The organism is Lysobacter oculi (assembly GCF_003293695.1).
GTDB classification, from domain to species: Bacteria; Pseudomonadota; Gammaproteobacteria; order Xanthomonadales; family Xanthomonadaceae; genus Solilutibacter; species Solilutibacter oculi.
The window spans coordinates 114,229-139,359 of sequence record NZ_CP029556.1; the positions used below are offsets into that span (position 1 = coordinate 114,229).

Here is a 25,131-nt window from a genome sequence, read left to right on the forward strand (position 1 = left end):
CGATGACCGACCCGCATCATGAAAGTCCCTCCCCTCCGCCACCCGACAAAGGTGGCGGAGCGAAACGGCGGCAGCGCGTCTATCTGCTCATCGGCGGCGCGCTGCTGCTGGCACTGGCCGGGTGCTACGGCTGGATGCGGATGAAGCCGCCCACGCAGGCATCGGCGCCTGCCTCGGGCACGGGTGCCGCGGTTGACGCCAGCGGCATGCCTGCGGATGCCGGCGACGGCCAGGCCATCGCATCATCGACATCGCCCATGCCCAACGAACCCGGTGACACCACGCCCGACCTCAAGGACTTCATCCCGCCGGGGCAGGAGCCGACGGTGGGCGAGGTGATCGCGAAACTGCGGGCCGCCGGCATCCATACCGGCATCGCGGCATTCAACCCGCCCGGCACCAGCCCGCCGCTGATCGGCATCGCCGTGCCGGAAGACTTCCCGCTGCCCGAAGGCTTCGTGCGCCACACGCAGGCCACCGATGACGGCCAGCGCATCGAGCCGATCCTGATGTTCTCGCCGGACTACGACTTCTACGACAGCCAGGGTCGCCCGATCCAGGTGCCGGATAACCGCGTGGTGCCGCCGAAGTACGCACCGCCGGGCCTGAAGATCCGCATGATCCGCATCCCGCCGCCGCTCTGAGCCGGCGCGCTTCCCCCATGGGCATGACGCGCTTCGCAGCCGGTGCGCGCGGGTGGGCCGGCATCGCCCTGAGTGCCGGCTTGTTGGCGATGTACGCGCAGGGCGGCATCGCCTTCGTGCTGGGCTTCGTGGCGCTGCTGCCGTGGATCGTCGGCCTCGACATCCGCCGCAACACACGCGCCACGCTGCTCGACGCCTGGCTGATGAGCATCGCCTTCGTGCTGGCGGCGTTCCCGTGGTTCGCCTTCGCCATCGCCGACTACCTGGGCATGGCGCCGATGCTGGCGCTGGCCGTGCTGGTCGTGGCCGCGCCCCTGCTGCAGCCGCAGATCATCGCCTTCGCGCTGGCCCGGCACTGGGTGTCGAAGCGGCACGGTGCGGTGGTGACGATGCTCGCGGCTGCCTCGGCGTGGGTGGGCTGCGAATGGCTATGGCCGAAGCTGCTCGGCGACACCTTCGGGCACGGCCTCTATCCGTCGCCGTGGTTGCGGCAGTTCGCCGATGTCGGTGGCGCGGCGGGCCTGACCTTCGCGCTGCTGCTGGCCAACCAGTGGCTGGCGCAGGCCTTCGCGCATCGCAAACAAGCGAGGTCGATGTGGATGCGCCCGTTGCTGCTCGCCGCGTTGGTGCCGCTGCTGCTCACCGGTTATGGCGCGGCGAGGCTGTCGATGCTGTCGCGTGACGCCTCCGAAGCCACATCCCCCCTGCGCATCGGCATGGTGCAGACCGGCATCGTCGACTACGAACGCCTGCGTGCGGAGATCGGCGCCGGCGAAGTGATGCGCCGCGTGCTGGACGCGCATTTTTCGCAGTCATGGCCACTGGCGAAGTCCGGCCAGGTCGATGCGCTGCTGTGGTCGGAAACCGTCTACCCGACCACCTACGGCCATCCCAAGAGCGAGGCCGGCGCGGCTTTCGACAGCGAAGTCGCCGCCTTTGTGCGTGAGGCCGGCGTACCGCTGGTCTTCGGCACCTACGACCGTGACAGTGCCGGCGAATACAACGCCGCCGCCTTCGTGGAACCGGCCACGCCGCTGCTCGGTTTCTATCGCAAGACCCGGCTGTTCTTCGCCACCGAATACCTGCCGCATTGGATGGACGCGGTCGGCCTGCGCCGCCTGCTGCCATGGGCGGGCACCTGGCAGCCCGGCTCGGGCGCGCGTGTCATGCCGCTGCGGCTGGCGGATGGCCGCGAGATCCCGGTGCAGGTGCTGATCTGCCTGGACGATGTCGATACCCGGCTCGCCCTCGACGGCGCGCGGCAAGGCGCGCAGGCGCTGCTCGGCATGTCCAACGACAGCTGGTTCACCCGCCATCCGCTAGGTGCGCGGCTGCACCTGCAGGTGGCGGCGTTCCGCAGCATCGAAACGCGGCTGCCGCAGGCGCGCGTCACCAGCAACGGGTTGAGCGCGGTGATCGATGCAGGCGGCGGGATCGTCGCGCAGAGCCGGATGGGCGAGGCGGCGGTGCTGGTCGGTGCACTCGAAGCCCGCGAGCCGTCGATGACCCTGATGCGCCTGCTCGGCGACTGGGTGGGGCTGGCCGCGCTCGGTTGGTTGGGGGTGCTCGCCGCCATCGCCGCGCGTGGAAGGTGGCTGCAGCGCTTCCCGCAGGATGCGCTGACACGCCGGGTCCCGCTGCCGACGCAGGTGGCCGTGCTCACGCCGCCGCTGCGCGGCCTCATCGCCGCACTGCAGCTGTTCGCGCGCGTGTCGGTGCTGTGGCTGGCGCTGGCCTGGTGGCTGGACCAGGCCGGGCAGGGCCGCCAGCTCACCCAGCTGCGCAGTTTCGCGATGTGGGTGCTGGCGCCGGAACTGCTGGCCTGGGCGCTGCTCGGCTGGCATCGCGCACGGCTGGCCGTGGACGGGGGGATGTTGAAGCTGGTGCGGCGTGGCCGCGAATGGCGTGTCGCGCGGCAAGACATCATGGCGATGCGTGCGTGGATGCTGCCGCTGCCGGGCGAAGGCGTGGACCTGCATGTCGCCCATCCGCCGAAGCTGTCGTTGGCGGACGTGGCTCCGGCCGCGCTGGCAGAAGCGCTCGGCATCGCGCCGGCCAGTGACGCGCACGAAGCCCGCAGGCTCGCCGCGTCCACCGCACGTACGCAGGCCTATCGACGCGCGTGGGACCACCCGCTGGTCAAGTTCGGGCTGTTCCCGCTGCTGCCGGCGCTGATCGCCTTCCGCCTGCACCAGATGATCACCTTCGGCGGCACTTTCGGCGAAGCGCAGACCTTCGGCTGGGCGGCCTGGTTCACCGCGCTGGGCCTGTGGTGGGCACGCTGGATCGTCAACCTGGCGCTGCTGGCCGGCGTGCTGCGCGCGGCCATCGAGCTCATCTGCCTGCCCGCGCAAGGCCTGGCGCCTTCGCGCATCGGCGTATTGCGCCGAGTGCTGGAAGCAGCGGCACGCTGGGCCTACTACCTGGGCGTGCCGGCATGGCTGGCGTGGCGGATCGGCTGGGGCTGAGCGCAACGATCCGCCATCCCAATCCCCATCCCCATTCCCAAAGAAAACGGGCCGCATCGCTGCGACCCGTTTTTTCATTGCATGGAAGCGCGGGGCTTACTTCTTCAGCTTGGCGGCCTTGCGCAGTTCCTCGGCCTTGTCGGTCTTTTCCCAGCTGAAGGCGGTCGCCTTCTGCGTCTTGCCGGCGCCGTCGGTGTAACTGACTTCCTTCGGCTTGCGGCCGAAGTGGCCGTAGGCGGCGGTCTGCTGGTAGATCGGGTGCACCAGGTCGAGCATCTTGATGATGCCGTACGGGCGCAGGTCGAAGTGGGCGCGGATCAGCTTCTCGATCTGGTCGTCCGGAATCTTGCCGGTGCCGAAGGTGGTGACCCGAGATCGACGTCGGCTCGGCCACGCCGATCGCGTAGGAGACCTGCACTTCGCACTTGTCGGCCAGGCCGGCGGCAACGATGTTCTTGGCCACGTAACGCGCGGCGTAGGCGGCGGAACGGTCCACCTTGGACGGATCCTTGCCCGAGAACGCACCGCCGCCGTGACGGGCCATGCCGCCGTAGGTGTCGACGATGATCTTGCGGCCGGTCAGGCCGCAGTCGCCCACCGGGCCGCCGATCACGAAGATGCCGGTCGGGTTGATGTGCACCTTGTTCTTGGGCAGCGAATCCATCCACTTCTTCGGCAGGACTGGCTTGAGGATGTGCTCGCGCACCGCCTCGATCAGGTCCTTCTGCTTGATGCCCGGGTCGTGCTGGGTCGACAGCACCACGGCGTCCAGGCCCTGGATGGTGTGGCCGTCGTCGCTGTAGCGCAGGGTGACCTGGCTCTTCGCGTCCGGGCGCAGCCACTTCAGCTTGCCGTTCTTGCGGACCTTGGCCTGCTGCTCGACCAGGCGGTGGCTGTAGTAGATCGGCGCGGGCATGAATTCCGGCGCCTCGTTGCAGGCGTAGCCGAACATCAGGCCCTGGTCGCCGGCACCCATTTCCTCGGGCTTCTTGGCCTTCTTCTCGGTGCCGTCCACGCCGGCGGCGATGTCCACCGACTGCTTGCCGAGCATGTTGATGATGGCGCAGGTGTGGCCGTCGAAACCGACATCGGAATTGTTGTAGCCGATCTGGTTGATGACGTTGCGGGCCAGGCCCTCGATGTCGACCCAGGCGCTGGTGGTCACTTCGCCCGCGACGATGGCCGCGCCGGTCTTGACCATGGTCTCGCAGGCCACGCGCGCGCGCTTGTCCTGGGCGAGGATGGCGTCGAGGACGGCATCGGAGATCTGGTCGGCGATCTTGTCCGGATGACCTTCGGAGACCGATTCGGAGGTGAACAGGTAGCTCGACATCGACTTATATCCTTTGATTCGGATGAAAAGATGGCCGCGGATGATACACCCATGCGGCCGCGTGTGCAGCGCGGGCCCAGTTTGCCCCAACGCGGTTAAGCGCGCGTTGCCCGGCCGGCGTCATCGCCCTGCCATGTCGCTGCAACCTGACTGACGCACGCCGGCCCGAGCCTGCACGCATCGCCGCCAAGCCTTGCCGCGCATGCGCCAACTCCAGGAACGCCTGCAACAGCGTTACCCGCACTGGTTCCGTGGCCGCCGCGCGCTGCTGGCCCGGCCATTGCTGCGCGGCGTCGAGCGCTTTTCGCGGCTGGACCGCATCGCCGCCTTCCTGCGCGACAACGCCGGCCTGCGCGATTTCGACTTCGTGCGTGCGGCGCTCGGCTATCTGCAGGCGGGCTATGCGGTGGACGAGGCGGCGCTGGCGCGGATTCCGGCCCGTGGCCGCCTGCTGATCGTCGCCAACCATCCCTCCGGCGCGCTGGACGCGCTGGCCCTGCTGGATGCGGTGGGCCGCGTGCGCCGCGACGTACGCATCGTCGCCAACGATTTCCTCTCCGCCATCGAGCCGCTGTCCGGCCTGCTGCTGCCGCTGCGCGTGCTCGGCGGCGGCGCGGGTGCGGAATCGATCCGCGCCATCGAAGCCGCCTTGCGGCGCGAGGAATGCGTGATCGTCTTCCCCGCCGGCGAGGTCTCGCGGCTGTCACCGCGCGGCGTGCGTGACCGGCGCTGGCGGGGCGGCTTCGTGCGCTTCGCCCGCGCGACGGATTCCCCCGTGCTGCCGATCCGCGTGGAGGCGCGCAACTCGGCGCTGTTCTATGGCGCCTCGGCCTTGTTCAAGCCGGCCGGCACGGCGTTACTGGCGCGCGAGATGTTCGCGCGGCGGCGTCGCGGTCTGGTGCTGCGGGTGGGTGAAGCCTCGCAGCTCGATGCGGACGCCGATGCGCGCACGCTGCTGCGGCGCATGCGCGCGTCGCTGTATCGGCTCGGCCACGAAACCATTCCCGCGTTGGCCGCAGCCGAAGCGATCGCGCCCGCCGAAGCGCAGGCGGATGTCGAAGCCGGCATCGCCCGGCTTCGATTGCTCGACCGCACCGCCGACTGCAAGGAGATCCGCGTCGGCACGCTGGCCGTGGACGCGCCGCTGATGCGCGAGATCGGCCGCCTGCGCGAGCTGACCTTCCGCGCAGTGGGCGAGGGCACCGGCCGCGCCCGCGACCTGGACGAATACGACGCCGGGTACGAGCACATCGTGCTGTGGGATGCGGAAAAGTCGCGCATCGCCGGCGCCTATCGCGTCGCCCGCGGCGCCCGCATCCTCGCCGACAAGGGCGTGGCCGGCTTCTACACCGCCTCGCTGTTCCATTACGCCGACGAGGCGATCCCACGGCTGGCCGCCGGCATGGAACTGGGCCGCAGCTTCGTGGTGCCCGAGTACTGGAACAGCCGCAGCCTGGACTACCTGTGGCAGGGCATCGGCGCCTATCTGCGTGCGCATCCGGGCGTGCGCTACCTGTTCGGCCCGGTGTCGATCAGCGCCGCGCTGCCCACCGCCGCCCGCGACGCGCTGGTCGCCTACTACGACCGCTACTACGGCGCCGGCGACGGGCTTGCACGTTCGCTGCGCCCGTTCGCCTATTTCGATGCGCCGCCGGCGTTTGGCGACGTGGATGCCGAGACCGCGTTCAAGGTGTTGAAGCAGAATCTGGACGCGCTCGGCAGCAGCGTGCCGACGCTCTACAAGCAGTACACCGAACTGTGCGAACCGGGCGGCGCGCGTTTCCTCGCCTTCGGCGTCGACCCCGGCTTCAGCGATGCCATCGACGGATTGATCGAAGTGGATATCGCGGCGATGCGCCCGAAAAAACGCCAGCGTTACCTCGAATCGCGCGGGGCAATCGCGTGAGCCCGCTACCGCGCCAGCGCGCGGTGTTCATCTCCGACGTGCACCTGGGGTCCCGCCACTGCCACGCGGCGGAGCTTGCCGCTTTCCTGCGCGGGCTGAGCTGCGACCGCCTGTATCTGGTCGGCGACATCGTGGACCTGTGGTGGATGGCGCAACGTCACGCGTACTGGCGTGCCGAACACAACGGTGTCGTCGAAGCCCTGCACGCGCTGCGCCGCGCCGGGACGGACATCATCTACGTGCCCGGCAACCACGACCGCCCCGCGCGACGCCTGTGCGGGCTGGTGCTGCCGGCGATGCGCGTGCGCCGCCGCGCCATCCACGTCACCGCCGATGGCCGCCGCCTGCTGGTGGTGCATGGCGACGACTACGACGGCATCACCCACTTCGGTGGGCTGCAGGAAAAATTCGGCGACTGGCTGTACTACCGCATCCTCACCTGGAACCAGCGCACCAACGCGGTGCGCCGCCGCTTCGGGGATGCGTTACTGGTCGCTGGCGGAATTCCTGAAACGCCGCAGCATCGCCGCCGAACGCTTCATCCAGCGCTTCGTGCAGGCGGGGCTGGACGATGCGCGACGGCGTGGACTGGACGGCATCGTCTGCGGCCACATCCACCGCGCATCACTGGTCGAACGCGACGGCCTGGTCTATGCCAACGACGGCGACTGGGTCGAAAGCCTGACCGCGCTGGCCGAGGACCGCGACGGCACCCTGCGCCTGCTCTCGCATCGCGGGGAAACGCTGGCCAGCATCGCGCCGCGGCTGCGGCTGGCGCACGATCGCGACGCCCTGCCCGTAGCCGCCTGACGCGCCGCGGGATCAGGCGGCCAGCGGTACGCCGGCGATCAAGGCATCGAAATAGTCGGCGGTGAGCCGGCGCTGGGTGGCGGCATCCGTCGCGCGGTTGACCACGGCGCGGAAGGCGGCGTTCTCCGGCCGGTCCTTGGCGTACCAGCCCAGGTGCTTGCGGGCGATGCGCACGCCCATGTCCTCGCCATAGAACGCGTGCAGCGCGTCGAGATGCGAGAGCAGCACATCGCGCACCTCCACCAGCGTCGGCTCGGGCAGGAATTCGCCGCTGGCGAGGTGGTGGGCGATCTCGCGGAAGATCCACGGCCGGCCCTGCGCGGCGCGACCGACCATCACCGCGTCGCAGCCGGTGGCGTCGAGCACGGCGCGTGCCTTGGCCGGCGAATCGATGTCGCCGTTGGCGATCACCGGGATCGTCGCGCGCGACTTGATCGCCGCCACCGTGTCGTACTCGGCCAGGCCGGTGTAGTGCTGGTCGCGGGTGCGGCCGTGCACGGTGAGTGCGGCGATGCCGCAGTCCTCGGCGATCCGCGCGATGACCGGCGCGTTGCGGTGCTCCGCATCCCAACCGGTGCGGATCTTCAGCGTCACCGGCACGTCCACCGCGTCCACCACCGCACCGAGGATGCGCGCCACCAGCGCCTCGTCGCGCATCAGCGCCGAGCCGGCCCAGACGTTGCAGACCTTCTTGGCCGGGCAGCCCATGTTGATGTCGATGATCTGCGCGCCGTGGTCCACGTTGTGACGCGCGGCGTTGGCCAGCTGCGCCGGATCGGTGCCGGCGATCTGCACGCCGATCGGCGCCGGTTCGCCCTCGTGGTCCATGCGGTGCAGGGACTTGGGCGTGTGCCAGAAGCGCGGGTCGCTGATCGTCATCTCGCTCATGGCGAGACCGGCGCCGAGCCGCTTGCACAGCTGGCGGAACGGCTTGTCGGTCACGCCGGCCATCGGGGCCAGCACGACGCGCGGCGTGATGCTGTGCGGCCCGATCTGCATGGGCGGATTGTAAGTGCGGGTGGATCAGCCGGTGCGCTGGCCGAGCGTCAGAGGCCCGCGGCCCCTGGAAATGGGGCGATGAAGCGTCAGCTGGCGGCCATGCGCGGCATCGACAACGCCGCACCTTCGGCTTCGGTCGAACGCGCGGCGTAACGGCTGGCGAAATCGACGTGGTGGGCGAAGGCGGCATCGGCCCGCGCCGCCATCGAGGCGCACAACGCGCCGTTGAAGGCATCGCCGGCGCCGGTGGTGTCGATGGCCTGCGCCGCTGCGGCAGCGACGCGGTAATGGGCGGCGACATCGCCCCGCCTGTCGTCATCGTCATGGGAGATGAAGCTGCCCATCGCGCCGAGGGTGATCACCACGCTGCCGTGCGGGTGCAGGGTGCGGCAGAGCACATGCAGCGCGTCGTCGCCGGCGGTGGCGACGGCTTCGGCGGGAATCGCCATCGCCGTGTGACGCGCGATGAGCGCGGCGAATTCGGTTTCGTTCGGGGTGATGACATCGGCCAGCGCCAGCAGCGCGGCATCGCTGGGCGCGTTGGCCGGCGCCGGGTTCAGCACGGTGCGCACGCCGGCTTCGCGCGCACTGCGCAGGGCGGCGGTGATCGCGGGCAGCGGGGATTCCAGCTGCGCGAGTACCACGCCGGCACCGCCGATGGCTGCCGAGGCCGCTTCCACATGCGCAACGCCCAACGCCGCGTTCGCGCCCGGGCCAATGACGATGCTGTTGCGCCCCTGCGCATCCACGAAGATGCCGGCGGTGCCGGTCGGCGCGTCGCTGGCTTCATCGCGCAGGTCGATGCCGTCGCCGTTCGCCAGCGCGCGCGCCAGCTGGCCGCCGGCATCGCTGCCGAGCGCGCAAACGAACACGGTGTCCGCGCCGGCACGGCGGGCCGCCATCGCCTGGTTGAAGCCCTTGCCGCCGGGGCCGGTGGTGTAGGCGCCGGCCAGGGTCGCGCCCGGGGCCGGCAGCGCCTCGCAGCGCCAGACGTGGTCGACGTTGAACGAACCGACGACGACCACCCGTGTCATCGGATCAACCGAAGTGGCTGAGCACGCCGGCGATGGTCGCGGTCATGAAGGTGGCGATGGAGCCGCCCAGCACCGCGCGCAGGCCGAAGCGGGCCAGGTCGCTGCGGCGTTCCGGCGCAAGGCCGCCGATGCCGCCGATCTGGATCGCGATCGAGCTGAAGTTGGCGAAGCCGCACAGCGCGTAGGTCGCGATCAGCTTGGCTTCGTCGCTCAGCACCACGCCCGGCACCTGGCCGGTGGTGATCTTGGCGAGCTCGGTATAGGCGATGAATTCGTTGATCACGACCTTCTGGCCGATCAGCGAACCCACCGTCGAGGCGTCCTGCCACGGCACGCCGATCACCCAGGCCACCGGCGCCAGCACCGCGCCCAGGATGGTCTCCAGGTTGGTCGGCTTGCCGATCATCGCGGCCAGGCCGGTGACTTCGCCGAACCAGGTCAGCGGCGCGTTGACCAGCGCGATCAGCGCGATGAAGGCCAGCAGCATCGCGCCGATGTTGAGCGCCAGCTTCAGGCCATCGGCGGCGCCGGAGGCGGCGGCGTCGATGACGTTGGCGGTGTTCTTCTCGATTTCCATCTTGACCGTGCCGCGCGTCAGCGGCTCCTGGGTCTCGGGGATCAGCAGCTTGGCCACCACCAGCGTGGCCGGCGCGGCCATGATCGAAGCCGCCAGCAGGTGCTTGGCGTAGAACGCCTGCTGCTCCGGGTCGCTGCCGCCGAGCATGCCGACGTAGGCCGCCAGCACGCCGCCGGCGATATGCGCCATGCCGCCGATCATCATCGTCAGCAGTTCGGAATTGGTCATCCGCGCGATGTAGGGGCGCACGGTCAGCGGCGCCTCGGTCTGGCCGATGAAGACGCTGGCGCAGACGCTGGTGGTCTCCGCGCCGGACACGCGCATCACCTTGGTGATCGCCCAGGCCATCGCCTTGACGATCGCCTGCATCACGCCCAGGTGGTAGAGCACGCCCATCAGCGCGGCGAAGAAGATGATCGTCGGCAGCACCTGGAAGGCGAAGATGAAGCCGTACTTCGGCACATCCATCAGCGAGCCGAAAATGAAGCCGGAGCCTGCGTTGACGAACTCCAGGATCTTCACGAAGCCGTGGCCGAGCCAGTCGAAGACCTCGCGGCCACCCGGCACCAGCAGCACCAGCGCGGCAAAGCCGATCTGCAGCGCGACGCCGGTCAGCACCAGCTTCCAGTCCACCGCGCGGCGGTTGTTGGAGAACAGCCACGCCACGCCGATCAACACGGCAAGACCGAACAGCCCGAAACCAATCCGCGACAAAGCGTCCATCCGCATCCCCCGTGAAGTCGCGCCAGACTAGGGCAGCACCGGGGCTGCGGCAAGGCAGCGCTGCCTGTCCGGCAATTCAGCCCAGCAATTCAGCCGGCTGGTTCAGGCGGCGGGCAGGGCGTCGGCGCGGTCCAGCCCCTGCACCTGGGAGTCGTCGGCCACCACCCGGTTGCGGCCCGTGCGCTTGGCGATGCCCAGCCGCTTGTCGGCGCGGCCGAGCAACGTCAGCAGGTTGGGGCCGTCGTGCGGGAACGCGCAGACCCCGGCGCTGAAGGTGATCCGGCACGGCGCCAGACCGTCGCCCGGGTCGAAGCCGGAATCGGCCACATGCCGGCGCAGCCCGTCCAGCCGCGCACGTGCCACCGGCAGCGTGTCGTGCAGCACCAGCGCGAATTCCTCGCCGCCCAGCCGGACGATCCAGTCGTCCTCGCGCAGTTCCTGCTTGGCCATGTCGATGAAGTGGCAGAGCGCGCGGTCGCCGGCCAGGTGGCCGATCTCGTCGTTGATGCGCTTGAAATGGTCGAGGTCGATGATCGCCACCGCGAAATCCTCGCCGCGTGCCTGCGCCCGTGCGACCAGCCTGGGGAAGCGGTAGCCCAGCCAGCTGCGGTTGGCGATGCCGGTCAGGCTGTCGGTGCCGGCGAGGTCGATCAGCCGCTGCATCCGCATGATGATCGTCGCGGTCACGATGGTCGCGATCGCCAGCAGCACCAGCCGCTGGATCACGTTGCCCCAGTTCGCCGAGCCGTAGCCGGGCGAGGCCAGTTGCGCCGCCGAATGGCCGCCCAGGATCCACGCGCCGAGCGCCCAGAACTGCAGTACGGCCAGCAGTCCCACCCAGGCCACCAGCCGCCCGTCGTTGCGCAGCGCGGTCAGGAAGATGCTGATCAGGTAGAAACTCCAGATCACCATGCTGTTGATGCCCGCCGCCGGGTCGTACAGCGACAGCAGCGCCAGCGAGGCGGTGATGATGGAGATGTCGAAGGTGCCGCTGGCGAACGGCAGCCAGCGATAGCGCCCGTGCTGGCCGGCCAGGTGCAGCAGCAGCATCGAGCAGGCGATGGTCGCGCAGGCCGCGAACACGCCCACCCAAGTTTCCGCACTGGCACCACCGGCCAGGTGGCTGGCCAGCGGCAGCAGCAACAGGAGCGGGCTCGACCAGGCACGCATCCGCGCCACCACCAGCTCGCCGCCTGCGCCGGTTTCCAGCATCACTTCGTCGGGTTGCGCGAACAGGCGTCGAAGCACGCCCGTCCAGCCCATCGTCGTCCCCGCCACGCGGTACTCCCGAGCCCCTTTCGGCCGGATTATGCGCCCGAAGCGTGACACCGCCCGCGGCGGAGAATGCCCGCTCAGCCGATCCCGCGGAACGCCGCCCACAGGCCCAGCAGCAGGAACACCACCGCGGCGGTGATCCGCGCCGCCTTCAACGGCAGTTTCTGCGCGAAGCGGCTGCCGAGCAGTACTACCGGCACGTTCGCCAACAGCATCCCCACCGTCGTGCCCAGCACCACCTGCCACAGCGGCGGGTACTTCGCGGCCAGCAAAATGGTGGCCACCTGCGTCTTGTCGCCGATCTCGGCCAGGAAGAACGCGATGGTGGTGGCGATGAAGGCGCCGCGTGCGGGCAGGGCGGCATCGTCTTCCAGCGTGTCGGGCTTCAGCGTCCACAGCGCGATGGCGATGAAGCTCACCGCCACGACCCAGCGCAGCACGTCGGGCGTCAGCCATTGCGCGACCAGCGTGCCGAGCCAGCCGGCCAGCGCGTGGTTCAACAGCGTGGCGACGAGGATGCCGCCGATGATCGGCCACGGCTTGCGGAAGCGCGCGGCCAGCAGCAACGCCAGCAACTGGGTCTTGTCGCCGATTTCGGCCACGGCCACGGTGCCGGTGGAAATCAGCGCCGCATAGAAAGGAATGTCGCTCATGGTGGACTCCGGGGCCGGGCGAACGATTGGGACGCGAAAGCACGCGGGACGACGCCCGGCCAAGGGGCGTCCCGCCTGCCTTCGGTCTTGCCCCGCGATGCGGATGACATCGCTTCGTGCGCCATGGCCGGCCGGCCAAGTGTGTTGACGCGCGCCCCGGCCATCAGGCCGGCGGGCTACTCCCCGAGGAGGTGGCGCGATTGTAGGGGGCGATACTTGCCATCGACGCAAATGATAATTATTCTCATCTAAGCCAATCCCCTCACCCAAGGAGTCCGCCATGCTCGATTTCGACACCGCCCATGAAGACGCGGCCAACGCCACCTCCGCATCCCTCCATGCAGCCGGCGATCCCATCGCCCGGGCGCCCGAGCCCGCCGCGGTCGTGGTGACCAGCCGCGTCCTGCTGCGCGGTGGCCGCGAGCTGCTGATCCGCCACGGCGACACCTGGTACCGCTTGCGGCACACCCGCAACGACAAGCTCATCCTCACCAAGTAGTCATCGCGATGTGCCGGCAGACCCTGTTTCCGCGCGTGTCGATGACGGCGCTGGCCGGTGATTCGCTGGCCGGCGTCGGGCCGCTGCTGTGCCTGTACCCGCAGAGCTGGCGCAGCGAACTGGCCGCATGGCGCGGCGCCCACGACGTCTGCGCCGAAAGCTGCGTGGACGACGACGGCGTGCGCGAGAGCCTGCGCTTCCTCGACAGCGCCGGCCGCAGCTGCATGCGCCTGTTCCTGCTGCCGGACAGCGATTACGGCGCGTGGGAAGACCTGCGCGCGCGGCTGCCGTGCGTGGCCAGCGAGCGGCGCGCGGATGTATGCCGCCCGTGCATCGCGCTCAAGCGGTGTTTCGAAGGCTGGCTGGGCGGCGGTGGCTGGGCGGCTTCGTTCCTGCGCGTCGAACCCACGCGTGGGGTGGAGGGCGCGGCGCTGGGCTGGGTGGCGGTATCGGACATCGGTCGCGACATCGCCCGCCGCATCGCGCGTGCCGAAGGCGTGGCGCTGCCGGCCGGTTGCTGAGCGGAAGCCGGCATCGGCCCGTCTTCGCCACTCCGTATACTCGGGGCATCACGCATTCGCGCGGAGGGGAAAGCATGTTCAGTGGATCGATGTTGGCATTGGTGTTGCTCGTGGCGGGCGTCATCGTCCTGTTCAAGGCGGTGCGCATGGTGCCGCAGGGCTACGAATGGACGGTGGAGGCCTTCGGCAAGTACACGCACACGCTGTCGCCCGGCCTGCATTTCCTGATTCCGGTCTACCAGGGCATCGGCCGCAAGATCAACATGATGGAACAGGTGCTGGAAGTGCCCAGCCAGGACGTCATCACCAAGGACAACGCGGTGGTGAAGGTCGACGGCATCGTGTTCTTCCAGGTGCTGGATGCCGCCAAGGCCGCGTACGAAGTCGCGCAGCTGGAGATCGCCGTCCTCAACCTGGTGATGACCAACATCCGTACCGCGATCGGTTCGATGGACCTGGACGAGTCGCTGTCCAAGCGCGACGAGATCAACTCCAAGGTGCTGGTGGCGGTGGACCAGGCGACGCATCCCTGGGGCATCAAGGTCAACCGCATCGAATTGAAGGACATCGCGCCGCCGCGTGACCTGGTGGATTCGATGGCGCGGCAGATGAAGGCCGAGCGCGAGAAGCGCGCCAACATCCTCGAAGCCGAGGGCTTCCGCCAGGCCGCCATCCTCAAGGCCGAGGGCGAGAAGCAGTCGAACATCCTGGCGGCCGAGGGCGAGCGCGAAGCCGCCTTCCGCGAGGCCGAGGCCCGCGAGCGACTGGCCGAGGCCGAGGCCAACGCCACCCGCGTGGTGTCGGACGCGATCGCCGGCGGCAACGTGCAGGCGATCAACTACTTCGTCGCGCAGAAGTACATCGAGGCGTTCAAGGCGCTGGCCGAGGCACCGAACCAGAAGTTCGTGATGATGCCGATGGAGTCCGCCGGCGTGATCGGTTCGTTGGCCGGCATCGGCGAACTGGCGAAGGAAGCGCTGGAACGCAACGGCAGCAACCCGCCGCGCCCGCCGCAGCCGCCGCGCGCGCAGTTCCCGACCGGAGGCTGAGGACATGCGCTGGGATGTCTTCACCTGGGCCGCGCTGGCGTTCGTGCTGATCGCCGCGGAGACGCTGGTGCCGGGCGCGTTCCTGCTCTGGCTCGGGCTGGCCGCGGCGGTGGTGTTCCTGATCGTGCTGCTGGTCCCGGGCACGAGCGTGCTGGTGCAGGTGGCGCTGTTCGTGGTGCTGAGCTTTGTCTCGGTGGCGATCTACCGCAAATGGTTCCGTGGCCGTGGCCGCCAGAGCGACCAGCCGGCGCTCAACCGCCGCACCGAGCAGTTGGTCGGCCAGACCGCGCTGCTGGTCAGCCCGATCATCGACGGCAGCGGCCGGGTGCAGATCGCCGATGCGTTCTGGACCGTCGAAGGTCCGGACCTGCCGGCCGGCACCCGCGTGCGTGTGGTCGCCACGCGCGGCATGACGTTGCAGGTGGTGGTGGCGTAATTGCCTGATCGCGGCCGTGGTTTCCGGACCACGGCCGTCGGCTTGAGGACGGGTGCGATAATCGCGGTTTCCCCACCGCGCGAGCCCGCCATGACGCAGAAGACCATCCTCAACGACACCCACCGCGCGATGGGCGCGAAGATGGTTGACTTCGGCGGCTGGGACATGCCGATCCACTACGGCTCCCAGCTTGACGAGCACCACTTGGTCCGCCGCGACGCCGGCATGTTCGACGTTTCCCACATGACCGTGGTCGACCTGCGCGGCGAGCGCGTCCGCGAATTCCTGCGCAAGCTCGTCGCCAATTCGGTGGACAAGCTGCAGAAGCCCGGCAAGGCGCTCTACACCTGCATGTTGAACGAGGCCGGCGGCGTCATCGACGACCTCATCATCTATTACATGCGCGAAGACTGGTTCCGCCTGGTGGTCAACGCCGCCACCCGCGACAAGGACCTGGCATGGATCGGCGCGCAGGCCGCGCCGTTCGGTGTCGAAGTGGTCGAGCGCCCGGAGTTCGGGATGATCGCGGTGCAGGGCCCCAACGCCCGCGCCAAGGTCGCCGGCCTGCTGCGCGAAGCCGACCGCGCCAAGGCGGAGAAGCTCGGCCGCTTCGCCGCGCTGGAAACCGAAACCACCGATGGCGTGCCGCTGTTCGTCGCCCGCACCGGCTACACCGGCGAGGACGGCTTCGAAGTAATCGTGCCGGAGGCGCAGACCGTGGCGTTGTGGAATGCGCTCGCCGATGCCGGCGTCAAGCCGGCCGGCCTGGGTGCGCGCGACACGCTGCGCCTGGAAGCCGGCATGAACCTCTACGGCCAGGACATGGATGACACTGTGTCGCCTTACGAGGCCGCGCTGGCCTGGACCGTCGCGCTGGACGAAGGCCGCGACTTCAATGGCCGCGCCGTGCTGGAACAGCAGGCCGCGTACGGCGCGCCGCGCCAGATGGTCGGCCTGGTGATGGACGAGAAGGGCGTGCTGCGCCACGGCCAGAAGGTGCTGACCGCGCAGGGCGAGGGCGAGATCCTCTCCGGCACGTTCTCGCCGACCATCGGCAAGGCGATCGCCTTCGCGCGCATCCCGGCCGGCGAGCCGGGCGATGTGCGCGTGGACATCCGCGGCAGGGAAGTGCCGGTGCGCATCGTCAAGTTCCCGTTCGTGCGCGAAGGCGCCGTGCTGGTGGATGCCGCCTGACGCGCCCGCGCAGCCTTTACCAAACGCTAGACTAGCCCCCATCCCCATCCACCCCGGAGTCTCCCCATGAGCAGTGAAATCCCCGGCGATCTGAAATTCCTGAAGTCCCACGAATGGGTGCGCGTCGAAGGCGACGGCCGCGCGACGGTCGGCATTTCCGACCATGCGCAAGGCCTGCTCGGCGACTTGGTCTATGTCGAACTGCCCGCGGTCGGCGACGAGCTCGAAGCCGGCAACGCCTGCGCGGTGGTGGAGTCGGTGAAGGCGGCGTCGGATGTGTACGCGCCGGTCAGCGGCAAGGTGGTCTCGGTCAACGAAGCGCTCGCCGACAAGCCGGAAACGATCAACGAAGACGCGTTCGGCGATGGCTGGCTGTTCGTCGTGGAGATGAGCGATCCGGCGCAGGCCAACGCACTGCTCTCCGCCGACGACTACGCCGCCGGCATGGAAGACGACGACCACTGAGTCGATCATCCACGCGCGATTCGATGGCCACCTCCGGGTGGCCATTTTCGTGTTGGATGTCGAAGCGATGCCGCATCGCCGGAAAATTTTTCGCGCAAAACCCGTCCTGCGGTGCAAAAAAATCGTTGGCGACGAAAAAATTTGGGGGCGCTGGAAGCGGTCGCTGTGCGTGCGTCGCGAAGCCCAGTGCTAGCGATGATGTTTGCGAACGTGCACGCGCGACATCGAAACGTTTTCGCAAACAGGCTTGTTTTCAAGGTTGGTTTTTGTTGCACGCGATGATGGCGCGCACAGGCATGCCGATCGTTGGCCGATGTGCCGGCACGCATGGCGACCGCTGCCGCCGGACGCGGCGACATCGCCCATGAAAAAAATTGTGTACATCTGTTGACAGTGAAAAAAACCGTGATTAGGTTTCGCGAAAACAACGGGTCGACGGAATTGTCCAGCGCCAACACGAACCAGGTCGAAGCAGCCAGCGCTGCCAACGCCATCGCTTCCAAACGGAGCGGGGTTCGCCGGACGTTCTCTTCTTCCCTTGCAGACATCCCGGAACCCGCTTCGTCGAACGAGGCGGGTTCTTTCGTATCCGCGCGCATCGTTGTGTTGCGCGCATCCACACCGTCGCCTCGCGCATCGCGCGTGGCCGGTCCGGCGCGGGTCCGACTCCCGCGGCGTGCAAGCCTGGGCAGCTGACAGCAAGTCCCAATGACAAGGAGCCATGACATGGCGATGAAGAAAGTTGCAAAGAAGAGCCCCGCCAAGAAGGCGGCGAAGAAAGCCGTGAAGAAGGTGGCCAAGAAGGCCACTGCCAAGAAGGCGGCGAAGAAGGTTGCCAAGAAGCCGGCCGCCAAGAAGGTCGCTAAGAAGACCGCAAAGAAGGCCGTGAAGAAGACCGCCAAGAAGGCGGTGAAGAAGGTTGCGAAGAAGGCCGCTGCCAAGAAGACCGCGAAGAAGGCGGTGAAGAAGGTCGCGAAGAAGGCCGTCAAGAAGGCTGCGGCCAAGAAGCCCGCCGCCAAGAAGACTGCCAAGAAAGCCGTGAAGAAGGCTGCGGCCAAGAAGCCCGCCGCCAAGAAGGCTGCCAAGAAAGCGGTGAAGAAGGCCGCCAAGAAGCCGGCCGCCAAGAAAGCCAAGAAGGCCCCGGCTGCGATGCCGCCGATGCCGATGCCGACGATCTGATATCGGCATTTGTCCAGCCGCCCTTCGCGCCCAGGCGGAGGCGGCCGGATACTTGGGTTCCGGTCATTCGGATACCAAAAAACCCGCGATCAACGCGGGTTTTTTTTCGGCCTTGATGGGCGGTGGGATCAGCGCGGCGGGGTGTTGCCGTCGCCGGAGGCGCTGCCGATGCCTTCGCTCTCTTCCTCCATGCCCGGCACCGGTGCGCCGATCGGCATGTTGTCGAGCTTGAGCCAGGCCACCTGCGGCAGGCCGATGGCGCTGTCGAGGATGGTCGGCAGCAGGCCGGAGGGCAGGCTGCTTTCGCTGTTCCAGAGGATGGCGATGCCGAGGTCGCGGTCGGGCAGCAGCGCCATCGCGCCGCGATAGCCCTGCACCGCGCCGCCGTGGAAAAAGAGCTTGTGGCCGGCGTAGTTGTAGACGCGCCAGCCCAGGCCGTAACCGGCCGAGGTCAGGCGCTCGCGACGCCAGCTGGAGCCGCGCAGTTCGGTGGGCGTATCGACGCGCGCGCTGTGGATGGTCTGCAGCAGGTTGGCCGGCAGCACGTCGGGGCGATGGCCAGTCTGCGCGATCAGGTAGTGCGCCATATCGGAGATGCTGGCGTTGACGCCGGCGGCCGGAGCGAGCCGGTAGTAGGTCGGCTTCGGCATCAGCGAGCGCCAGCCGCCGCCGCCGCGCACATGCGGCTTGGCCCAGCGCGGGCTGCCTTCGATGCCTTCCAGCCCCAGGCTCGCATCGTTCATGCCCAGCGGCTTGAAGATGCGCGACTGCACGTTGTCGTCGTAATAGCGGCCGGTCGCGGCGTGGACCACGTCGCCGATCACGCTGAAGGCGACGTTCTGGTACGAGTAGCAGGCACCGGGCGCGCAGCGCAGCGGGGCGCCGGCCAGCTTGGATCGCACATCGTAATAACTGGCATTGGCCTCGATGTCGCGGTCGAAGGCGTTGCGGGTCAGGCCGGTGCTCTGGCTCAGCACGTTGGCGACGGTCAGCCGCGTGGTGGAATCCGGGCTGCTCAGGCGGAAGCCCGGCACGTACTGCACCACCGGCTGGTTCCACGACAGCACGCCATCGTTGACCAGGATGCCGGTCAGCGTGCCGGCGAAGGACTTGGACAGCGAAGCCAGGCGGAAGACGGTATGCGCGTCCACCGGCTCGGGGCGGGTGGTGTCGGTGATGCCGTAGCCGCGTGCGCTGACGATGCGGCCGTTCTGCACGATGGCCACGGCCAGGCCGGGAATGCGCTGGTTGCTGACCAGCTGCTGGGCGATGCCTTCGAAGGTGCGGGCGTCGAACGGCAGCGGGGCGACGGTCGCCGGCTGCGGATAGGCCTGCTGCTGCAGGTAGTTGTCGAGGGCGGAAGGTGCGGACTGCGCGGGCGCGGCGGCGGGGTTCTGCCCGGCGTTGGACGGCCAGCCCAGCGGTGTCTGCGCGGAGGAGCCACCCGGGGCGGGCATCAGCAGCGAAAAGGCCGCGAGCTGGAAAGCGATGAGTGCTTTGCCGCGATACATACGCATGGCATCCCCTGGAACAGTCTCGGTCAGGCCGAAATACTAGTAGGGCTTTCCGGTTTGTGCATGAACAGGGCGAGCTTGTTCATGCATCCATATGATTTTCATCACATTTGATATTGGGATGGCAGCGGCGGGCGTTTCCATGGCGCAGGGACGGGCCGGACCGGCATCCTGCGCGGCTCCGGCCCGGTGACATGGATCACACCGGTCGGCTACCGTGCGCGCATGACCGACACCCCGGACGCAGCCCGCGCACCCGCCCCGCATCGCCGCGTCCACCAGGGCGAGTGGCCGGCGGTGGCGATTTCCTTCCTCTACTTCTTCTGCGTGCTGGCGGCGTACTACATGATCCGCCCAGTCCGCGAGCAGCTGTCGGCGGCGGTCGGTTCCACCCAGCTGCCGTGGTTCTACGGCGCGACCTTCGCCTGCATGGTGCTGCTGGCGCCGGTGTTCGGCGCGGTGGTCTCGCGCTGGCCGCGCCACATCGTGGTGCCGCTGTTCAACCTGGCCGGCATCGCCTGCCTGCTGGCTTTCGTGCCGTTCTTCGCCGACCCCACCCTGCTGTCGCAACGCACGCTGGGCATCGTGTTCTTTGTCTGGGTGAGCGTCTTCAACCTGTTCGTGGTGTCGCTGTTCTGGATCTTCATGACCGACATCTGGAACGCGGAGCAGGCCCGGCGGCTGTTCCCGATCATCGCGGTGGCCGGGACCGCCGGCGCGGTGGCCGGTCCCAGCCTGACCCGTGGGCTGGTGCAGGTGATGGGCGTGGCGCCGCTGCTGGTGGTGTCGGCTTCGCTGCTCGGCATCGCGGTGGCCTGCGTGGTGTGGCTGGGGCGCTGGGCGCGCGCGCATGCCCACCTGCGTCCCGACCAGGCCGGCGGCGAGGCGGTGGGCGGCGGCATGTGGGATGGCATCAAGCAGATCTTCGCCACGCCCTTCATGCGCAACATGGCCCTGCTGCTGTTGCTGGCGGACGGCATCGGTACGGTCAACTACGCGCTGGTCACCGACTACTCGCACCAGGCCTTCGTCGACCAGGTGATGCGCACGCGTTTCGCCGCCAACGTGGACCTGGCCACCAATCTGGTGACGGTGACCACCCAGCTGCTGCTGACGCGCTGGATGCTGCCGCGTTACGGCGCCGGCGTGGTGCTGACGATGTGGGCGATCGGCGGCATCGCGATGTTGCTGCTGGTGATGCTGGTGCCGGATGCGCACGCGCCGCTGATCGGCGGGATGCCGGCGGTGGCGTTGGCGCTGATCGTCACCCGCGGGCTGGCCTACGGTATGGCCGAGCCGGCGCGCCACAGCCTGTTCGCCAAGGCGCCACGGGTGATGCGCTTCAAGGGGCAGAACGTGGTCGATACCGCGGTCTGGCGTTTCGGTGACCTGGCGATCGCCAGCGGCATGAACCTGCTGCGTTCGGCGGGTGCCACCGTGGGGACGTTCGCCGCGATCAGCGCAACCTCGGCCCTGGTCGCCGGCACCATCGGCTGGCGGCTGTCGAAGTTGACCGGCGAGCGCCTGGCCGATTCGATGCGCCCGGACCACTGAGCCGGTGCGGCAGCGACGGATCTTCCGCGACCTCGTGCCCGCGCGTTGGCGGCGCTGGGGCTGGCTGGCTTCGGCGCTGCTCGGCGTCGGCCTGCTGGTGCTGGTCTACGGCCTGTTTGTCGAGCCGCGACGCCTCGTCGAGCGCGACCACGTGCTGCAGCTTCCGCATTGGCCCAAGGCCTGCGATGGCCTGCGGGTGGATGTGGTGTCCGACATCCACACCGGTTCGTTCGGCAACGGCACCGGCAACCTAGACCGCGTCGTCGCACGGCTCAGGGCGAGCAATGCCGACATCGTGCTGATGGCCGGCGACTACGTCATCCTCAAGGTGCTGTTCGGCGGTTACGTGCCGGGCCGCGTGTTCGCCCACCACGTCGCGCCGCTGGCGGCGGACAAGCGCGTGTACGCGGTGCTCGGCAACCACGACTGGTGGAAGGACGGCCGGCAGGTGAGCGCCGCGCTGACCGGCGTGGGCGTGGAGATGATCGACAACGCCTCGATCCCGGTCGTCCACGGCGAATGCCGCTTCTACCTCGCAGGTCTCGGTGACGAGCTGGAAGGCAGCCCCGACATCGACATGGCCTACGGCGGCATCCCCGCCGATGCGCCGGTCATCGCGCTGATGCACGAGCCGGCGACCTTCGCGCGCATCCCCGCACGCACCGCGCTGTCGGTAGCCGGGCATACGCACGGCGGCCAGATCAATCCGTTCTCGTCGCCGTGGCGCACGGCGGAATACGCGCCGCACTCACACTGGCTGCGTGGCCAGGTGCGCGACGGCGGGCGGCTGTTGTTCGTCACGCCGGGCATCGGCACCAGCATCCTGCCGATCAGGATCGGGGTGACGCCGGAGATCTCACGCCTGACCCTGAAGCGCCAGCCAGAACGCGCCGCCGAATAGCAGCGCGCCGAGCGCGAACACCGCGCTCAGGAAGTGCACGAAGGCACGGTTGATGCGCAGGAAGACGAACTGCTCGAAGGTCCGGCCGATCCAGAACAGGCACATGAAACCGAGCAGCCCGCGCCCGAGCAGGCTGCCGGTCACTTCTTCCGGCAGCAGCAGGCAGGACGCGGCGATCGCGAAGAACACCCAGGCCAGCCGCAGGTTGAGGATCTGGATGATGGCGCGGTTGGCCGGCGTGGTGGCCTGCAGCGAACGCGGCCAGTCGAACAGCCGCCAGAACGCCAGATGGAACACGCCGAGCAGCAGGCTGTGCAGGCCGCAGGCCATGACCAGCAGCCCGGTCATCACGCGCGGCCGGCCTTCGGCGACAGCCACATGTCGATGCGGGCGCGGAAGACCTCGACGCCCTGCGGGTCGGTGACCGAGATGTCGTAGGGCAGCGCGTAGCCGGCCTCGGCCACGCGCGGCGCGAAGGCGGGCGTCGCGGTTGCGGTCATCGTGCCCATGGCCTTCTTCAGGTATTCGACCTGCATGCCTTTCGGGATCCAGCGCATGCCCGCAGGCGTGCCGGCATCGCAGGCCAGCCCGCCGACGAACTCCGCCAGGTTGCACAGCGCGATCGCGTGCACGGTGCCGATGTGGTTGCTGACCCGGCGACGATGCGCGATGCGGGCCACGCCGCGTTCCGCCGACAGGTCGACGATGCGCGGCGCGATGCTGCCGAAGTACGGCGCCTTCCGGCACACCAGCTTCGAGAACAGCCACTTGCCGGCGGGTTTGTCTTCAAGGCGCCGGTACAGCTTGAGGATGTCCATGCGCGTCCTCCGCAAATGCAGACCCCCGCGCGCGGCGGGGGTCGGGTGGGGTGGGGATGCCGGATCAGGCCACTTCGCGGCGGGCGTCGTCCTCGGCCTTGACCAGCGCCGCGTAGCCCGCCGAGCGCAGTTCCTCGGGGTCGAAGTCGTCGACGGTGATCGTGTCCAGCGTCAGCACGCGCAGCTCCTTGAGCTGGGCGGCTTCCTCGTTGGTGATCCAGCCTTCGCGCACGCCCTCGGCCAGCTGGTCGTCGAACTCCAGCGCCTCGATGTCGCTGTTCTTCAGCGCCTTCTGGAACTTGCGTTCCACCGGCTCGGCCAGCACGAATTTCGGCAGGTAGCTGTAGATGCGGCCGCCGGGGTTGAGCGCGGTCGGCGTGGTGAACACGCCTTCGGCGAGGCGGTCGCGGGCGTCGTTCGGCGTCATCAGGATCGAGGCGACCTTGTGGCCCAGGCGATCGCTCGGCGCCTGCGCGCGGCGACCCAGCGGGAAGATCACCGGCCACAGCAGCCACGCCACCGGACGCACCGGGAAGTTGCGCAGCGCGCCGGACAGCGCGGTCTCGATCTTGTTGACCGCATCGTGCACCGCCCACGCCAGCAGCGGCTGGTCGCTGTCCGGACGGCCTTCGTCCTCGTAGCGCTTGAGCATGCTGCTGACGATGTAGAGCTGGCTCAGCACGTCGCCCAGGCGGCCCGACAGCGATTCCTTGAACTTCAGCTTGCCGCCGAGCAGCAACATCGACACATCCGCCATCAGCGACAGGTTGGCCGAATAACGGTTGAGCTTGCGGAAGTAGCGGCGGGTGTAGGCGTCGCCCGGCGCGGCGCCGAAGCGCGAACCGGTGATCGCGAACCAGAAGCTGCGCACGGCGTTGGAGATCGCGTAGCCGATGTGGCCGAACAGCGCGGTGTCGAAGGCGTCCAGGCGCTCGCGCGGATCGGCGAGCTGGGTGGCCTTCATTTCCTTCATCACCCACGGATGGCAGAGGATCGCGCCCTGGCCGAAGATCATCAGCGAGCGCGTCATGATGTTGGCGCCTTCCACCGTGATCGCGATCGGCGAGGCCTGCCACGCGCGGCCGGCAAAGTTGCGCGGGCCGAGGATGATGCCCTTGCCGCCGATCACGTCCATCGCGTCCTTGGCCACGTTCCGGCCCATCTCGGTGCAGTGGTACTTGGAGATGGTCGAAGGCACCGCCGGGTTCTCGCCGCGTGCCACGGCCGCCGCGGTCGCCTGCGACAGCGCGCTGATCGCGTAGGCATGGCCGCCCATGCGCGCCAGCGCTTCCTCGACGCCCTCGAAGCGGCCGACCGACAGGCCGAACTGCTTGCGGATGCGCGCGTACGCACCCACCGTCACCGCGCCCATCTTGGAACCGCCGCTGGCGGTCGAGGGCAGGGTGATGCTGCGGCCGATCGACAGGCATTCCATCAGCATCCGCCAGCCCTGGCCGGCGTAGTCCTCGCCACCGATCAGCTGCGACAGCGGCACGAAGATGTCGCGGCCGCGGATCGGGCCGTTCTGGAACGGCGAGTTGAGCGGGAAGTGGCGGCGGCCGATCTCAAGGCCGGCGGTATCTCGCGGCACCAGCGCCAGCGAGATGCCGATGTCCTGCGTGTCGCCGATCAGGCCGTCCGGGTCGTACATGCGGAAGGCCACGCCGATCAGCGTCGCCACCGGCGCCAGCGTGATGTAGCGCTTGTTGAGGGTGAGCTTGATGCCCAGCACCTGCGCGCCGTTCCACTCGCCCATGCAGACGATGCCGTAGTCGGGGATCGAGGTCGCATCGGAACCGGCGAACGGCCCGGTCAGCGCGAAGCACGGCACCTCGCGGCCATCGGCCAGGCGCGGCAGGTAGTGGCGCTTCTGTTCCTCGGTGCCGTAGTACATCAGCAGCTCGGCCGGGCCGAGCGAATTGGGCACGCCGACCGTGGAGCTGACCACCGAGCTGATCGAAGCCAGCTTCTGGATCACCTTGTGGTTCATCAGCGCCGAGAAGCCGAGGCCGCCGTATTCCTTCGGGATGTTCAGGCCGAAGAACTTGTTGCGCTTGATGAAGTCCCAGGTCTCCGGCGGCAGGTCGGCGCGGACGTGGTCGATCTCCCAGTTGTCGACCATCTGGCAGAGTTCTTCGGTCGGCCCGTCGAGATAGGCCTGTTCCTCGGCGGTGAGTTCGGGCTTGGGCTGCGACAGCAGCTGCGACCACTCCGGCTTGCCCGAGAACAGCTGGCCTTCGAAACCGACCGTGCCCGACTCCAGCGCGGTGCGCTCGGTGTCGGAGAGCGGCGGCAGGATCTTTGTGTAGAACTTCAGCAGCGGCGCGGTGATCGCCGCCTTGCGCAGCGCCGGGATCAGCAGCGGGATGGCGACGACCGCCGCGATCACCGCCGCGACGATCGTCGCGGTGACGTTGGCACCCAGCAGCCAGCAGGCCACCAGCAGGCAGGCGGTGAGGGCGGCCCAGATCGCCAGACGCCAGCGGTGGTAAGCGGCGAGCCCCGTGGCAACGAGGAGGGCGAGGAAGGGGATCACGATGGTCATGCGGCACTCCTGCGGCTTGCGCAGCGGACGGTGA

21 protein-coding genes and 3 pseudogenes are annotated in these 25,131 nt (G+C 68.5%); 13 read left to right on the forward strand and 11 right to left on the reverse strand.

Annotated features, from left to right (window positions below; genetic code table 11):
- The first annotated feature begins 2 nt into the window (after positions 1 to 2).
- Together DCD74_RS00535 and lnt are read left to right on the forward strand one after the other, a co-directional pair.
- Positions 3 to 644, forward strand: a complete 642-nt coding sequence (locus DCD74_RS00535; RefSeq protein WP_217424267.1) for a hypothetical protein — start codon at positions 3 to 5, stop codon at positions 642 to 644.
- Positions 645 to 667: 23 nt separating this feature from the next.
- Positions 668 to 3,112, forward strand: coding sequence for an apolipoprotein N-acyltransferase (gene lnt, locus DCD74_RS00540; protein ID WP_112927586.1), 2,445 nt, complete (start codon positions 668 to 670; stop codon positions 3,110 to 3,112).
- A 96-nt stretch (positions 3,113 to 3,208) separates the two neighbouring features.
- On the opposite strand, the pseudogene metK reads toward lnt, so the two are convergent.
- Positions 3,209 to 4,445: pseudogene (gene metK, locus DCD74_RS00545) on the reverse strand (methionine adenosyltransferase).
- Between the two features lie 202 nt (positions 4,446 to 4,647).
- On the opposite strand from metK, the gene DCD74_RS00550 reads away from it, so the two are divergent.
- Positions 4,648 to 6,351: a GNAT family N-acyltransferase gene (locus DCD74_RS00550; RefSeq protein WP_112925601.1), complete on the forward strand. Its 1,704-nt coding sequence runs from the start codon at positions 4,648 to 4,650 to the stop codon at positions 6,349 to 6,351.
- Positions 6,348 to 7,161: pseudogene (locus tag DCD74_RS00555) on the forward strand (UDP-2,3-diacylglucosamine diphosphatase). The gene DCD74_RS00550 and the pseudogene DCD74_RS00555 overlap by 4 nt, the downstream one beginning before the upstream one ends.
- Before the next feature lie 12 nt (positions 7,162 to 7,173).
- Here DCD74_RS00555 and dusB read toward each other — a convergent pair.
- From dusB to DCD74_RS00580, 5 genes are all read right to left on the reverse strand, one after another.
- Entirely contained in the window at positions 7,174 to 8,160 is a 987-nt protein-coding gene (gene dusB, locus DCD74_RS00560; RefSeq protein WP_112925602.1) for a tRNA dihydrouridine synthase DusB, read from the reverse strand.
- A gap of 86 nt (positions 8,161 to 8,246) precedes the next feature.
- Positions 8,247 to 9,194, reverse strand: coding sequence for a ribokinase (locus DCD74_RS00565; protein WP_112925603.1), 948 nt, complete (start codon positions 9,192 to 9,194; stop codon positions 8,247 to 8,249).
- A 4-nt stretch (positions 9,195 to 9,198) separates the two neighbouring features.
- Positions 9,199 to 10,494: a NupC/NupG family nucleoside CNT transporter gene (locus DCD74_RS00570; RefSeq protein WP_112925604.1), complete on the reverse strand. Its 1,296-nt coding sequence runs from the start codon at positions 10,492 to 10,494 to the stop codon at positions 9,199 to 9,201.
- A 102-nt stretch (positions 10,495 to 10,596) separates the two neighbouring features.
- The gene (locus tag DCD74_RS00575; RefSeq protein WP_162615813.1) at positions 10,597 to 11,772 is read right to left on the reverse strand and encodes a GGDEF domain-containing protein; all 1,176 of its coding nucleotides are present in this window, start codon (positions 11,770 to 11,772) and stop codon (positions 10,597 to 10,599) included.
- Between the two features lie 74 nt (positions 11,773 to 11,846).
- Positions 11,847 to 12,422, reverse strand: coding sequence for a TMEM165/GDT1 family protein (locus DCD74_RS00580; RefSeq protein WP_112925606.1), 576 nt, complete (start codon positions 12,420 to 12,422; stop codon positions 11,847 to 11,849).
- 394 nt (positions 12,423 to 12,816) lie between these two features.
- On the opposite strand from DCD74_RS00580, the pseudogene hemP reads away from it, so the two are divergent.
- The 6 genes and pseudogenes from hemP to gcvH all read left to right on the forward strand — a co-directional run.
- Positions 12,817 to 12,921: pseudogene (gene hemP, locus DCD74_RS13140) on the forward strand (hemin uptake protein HemP); the annotation flags it as partial.
- An 8-nt stretch (positions 12,922 to 12,929) separates the two neighbouring features.
- The gene (locus tag DCD74_RS00590) at positions 12,930 to 13,442 is read left to right on the forward strand and encodes a Hemin transport protein (RefSeq protein ID WP_112925608.1); all 513 of its coding nucleotides are present in this window, start codon (positions 12,930 to 12,932) and stop codon (positions 13,440 to 13,442) included.
- Positions 13,443 to 13,516: 74 nt separating this feature from the next.
- The gene (locus tag DCD74_RS00595) at positions 13,517 to 14,491 is read left to right on the forward strand and encodes an SPFH domain-containing protein (protein WP_112925609.1); all 975 of its coding nucleotides are present in this window, start codon (positions 13,517 to 13,519) and stop codon (positions 14,489 to 14,491) included.
- A 4-nt stretch (positions 14,492 to 14,495) separates the two neighbouring features.
- Positions 14,496 to 14,927, forward strand: coding sequence for an NfeD family protein (locus tag DCD74_RS00600; protein WP_112925610.1), 432 nt, complete (start codon positions 14,496 to 14,498; stop codon positions 14,925 to 14,927).
- Positions 14,928 to 15,017: 90 nt separating this feature from the next.
- On the forward strand, positions 15,018 to 16,121 hold the full coding sequence (gene gcvT, locus DCD74_RS00605) for a glycine cleavage system aminomethyltransferase GcvT (protein WP_112925611.1): 1,104 nt from the start codon (positions 15,018 to 15,020) through the stop codon (positions 16,119 to 16,121).
- 66 nt (positions 16,122 to 16,187) lie between these two features.
- Positions 16,188 to 16,586, forward strand: coding sequence for a glycine cleavage system protein GcvH (gene gcvH / locus DCD74_RS00610; protein WP_112925612.1), 399 nt, complete (start codon positions 16,188 to 16,190; stop codon positions 16,584 to 16,586).
- A gap of 5 nt (positions 16,587 to 16,591) precedes the next feature.
- Here the strand turns inward: gcvH and DCD74_RS12425 are convergent, their stop codons facing one another.
- On the reverse strand, positions 16,592 to 17,206 hold the full coding sequence (locus DCD74_RS12425) for a hypothetical protein (protein WP_162615814.1): 615 nt from the start codon (positions 17,204 to 17,206) through the stop codon (positions 16,592 to 16,594).
- Between the two features lie 106 nt (positions 17,207 to 17,312).
- Between DCD74_RS12425 and DCD74_RS00615 the strand changes: the two genes are divergently transcribed.
- Positions 17,313 to 17,765 carry a hypothetical protein gene (locus DCD74_RS00615; protein WP_112925613.1) on the forward strand — a complete coding sequence of 151 codons (453 nt, stop codon included), beginning with the start codon at positions 17,313 to 17,315 and terminating at the stop codon, positions 17,763 to 17,765.
- A gap of 128 nt (positions 17,766 to 17,893) precedes the next feature.
- Here the strand turns inward: DCD74_RS00615 and DCD74_RS00620 are convergent, their stop codons facing one another.
- Positions 17,894 to 19,276 (reverse strand): serine hydrolase domain-containing protein, encoded by a 1,383-nt coding sequence (locus DCD74_RS00620; RefSeq protein ID WP_407072217.1) that lies wholly within the window; start codon positions 19,274 to 19,276, stop codon positions 17,894 to 17,896.
- A 228-nt stretch (positions 19,277 to 19,504) separates the two neighbouring features.
- On the opposite strand from DCD74_RS00620, the gene DCD74_RS00625 reads away from it, so the two are divergent.
- Both DCD74_RS00625 and DCD74_RS00630 read left to right on the forward strand, forming a co-directional pair.
- Positions 19,505 to 20,833, forward strand: coding sequence for an NTP/NDP exchange transporter (locus tag DCD74_RS00625; RefSeq protein ID WP_112927588.1), 1,329 nt, complete (start codon positions 19,505 to 19,507; stop codon positions 20,831 to 20,833).
- A 4-nt stretch (positions 20,834 to 20,837) separates the two neighbouring features.
- A complete protein-coding gene (locus DCD74_RS00630; RefSeq protein WP_162615815.1) occupies positions 20,838 to 21,734 on the forward strand; it encodes a metallophosphoesterase in 897 nt (298 codons plus the stop codon).
- Here the strand turns inward: DCD74_RS00630 and DCD74_RS00635 are convergent.
- From DCD74_RS00635 to DCD74_RS00645, 3 genes are all read right to left on the reverse strand, one after another.
- Complete coding sequence (locus tag DCD74_RS00635) at positions 21,690 to 22,082, reverse strand: hypothetical protein (RefSeq protein ID WP_112927589.1); 393 nt, start codon at positions 22,080 to 22,082, stop codon at positions 21,690 to 21,692. The genes DCD74_RS00630 and DCD74_RS00635 overlap by 45 nt on opposite strands.
- The gene (locus DCD74_RS00640; protein ID WP_112925615.1) at positions 22,082 to 22,552 is read right to left on the reverse strand and encodes a hotdog fold domain-containing protein; all 471 of its coding nucleotides are present in this window, start codon (positions 22,550 to 22,552) and stop codon (positions 22,082 to 22,084) included. Before DCD74_RS00640 ends, DCD74_RS00635 begins: the two co-directional genes overlap by 1 nt.
- Before the next feature lie 64 nt (positions 22,553 to 22,616).
- Entirely contained in the window at positions 22,617 to 25,097 is a 2,481-nt protein-coding gene (locus DCD74_RS00645) for an acyl-CoA dehydrogenase (protein WP_112925616.1), read from the reverse strand.
- Positions 25,098 to 25,131: the final 34 nt, after the last annotated feature.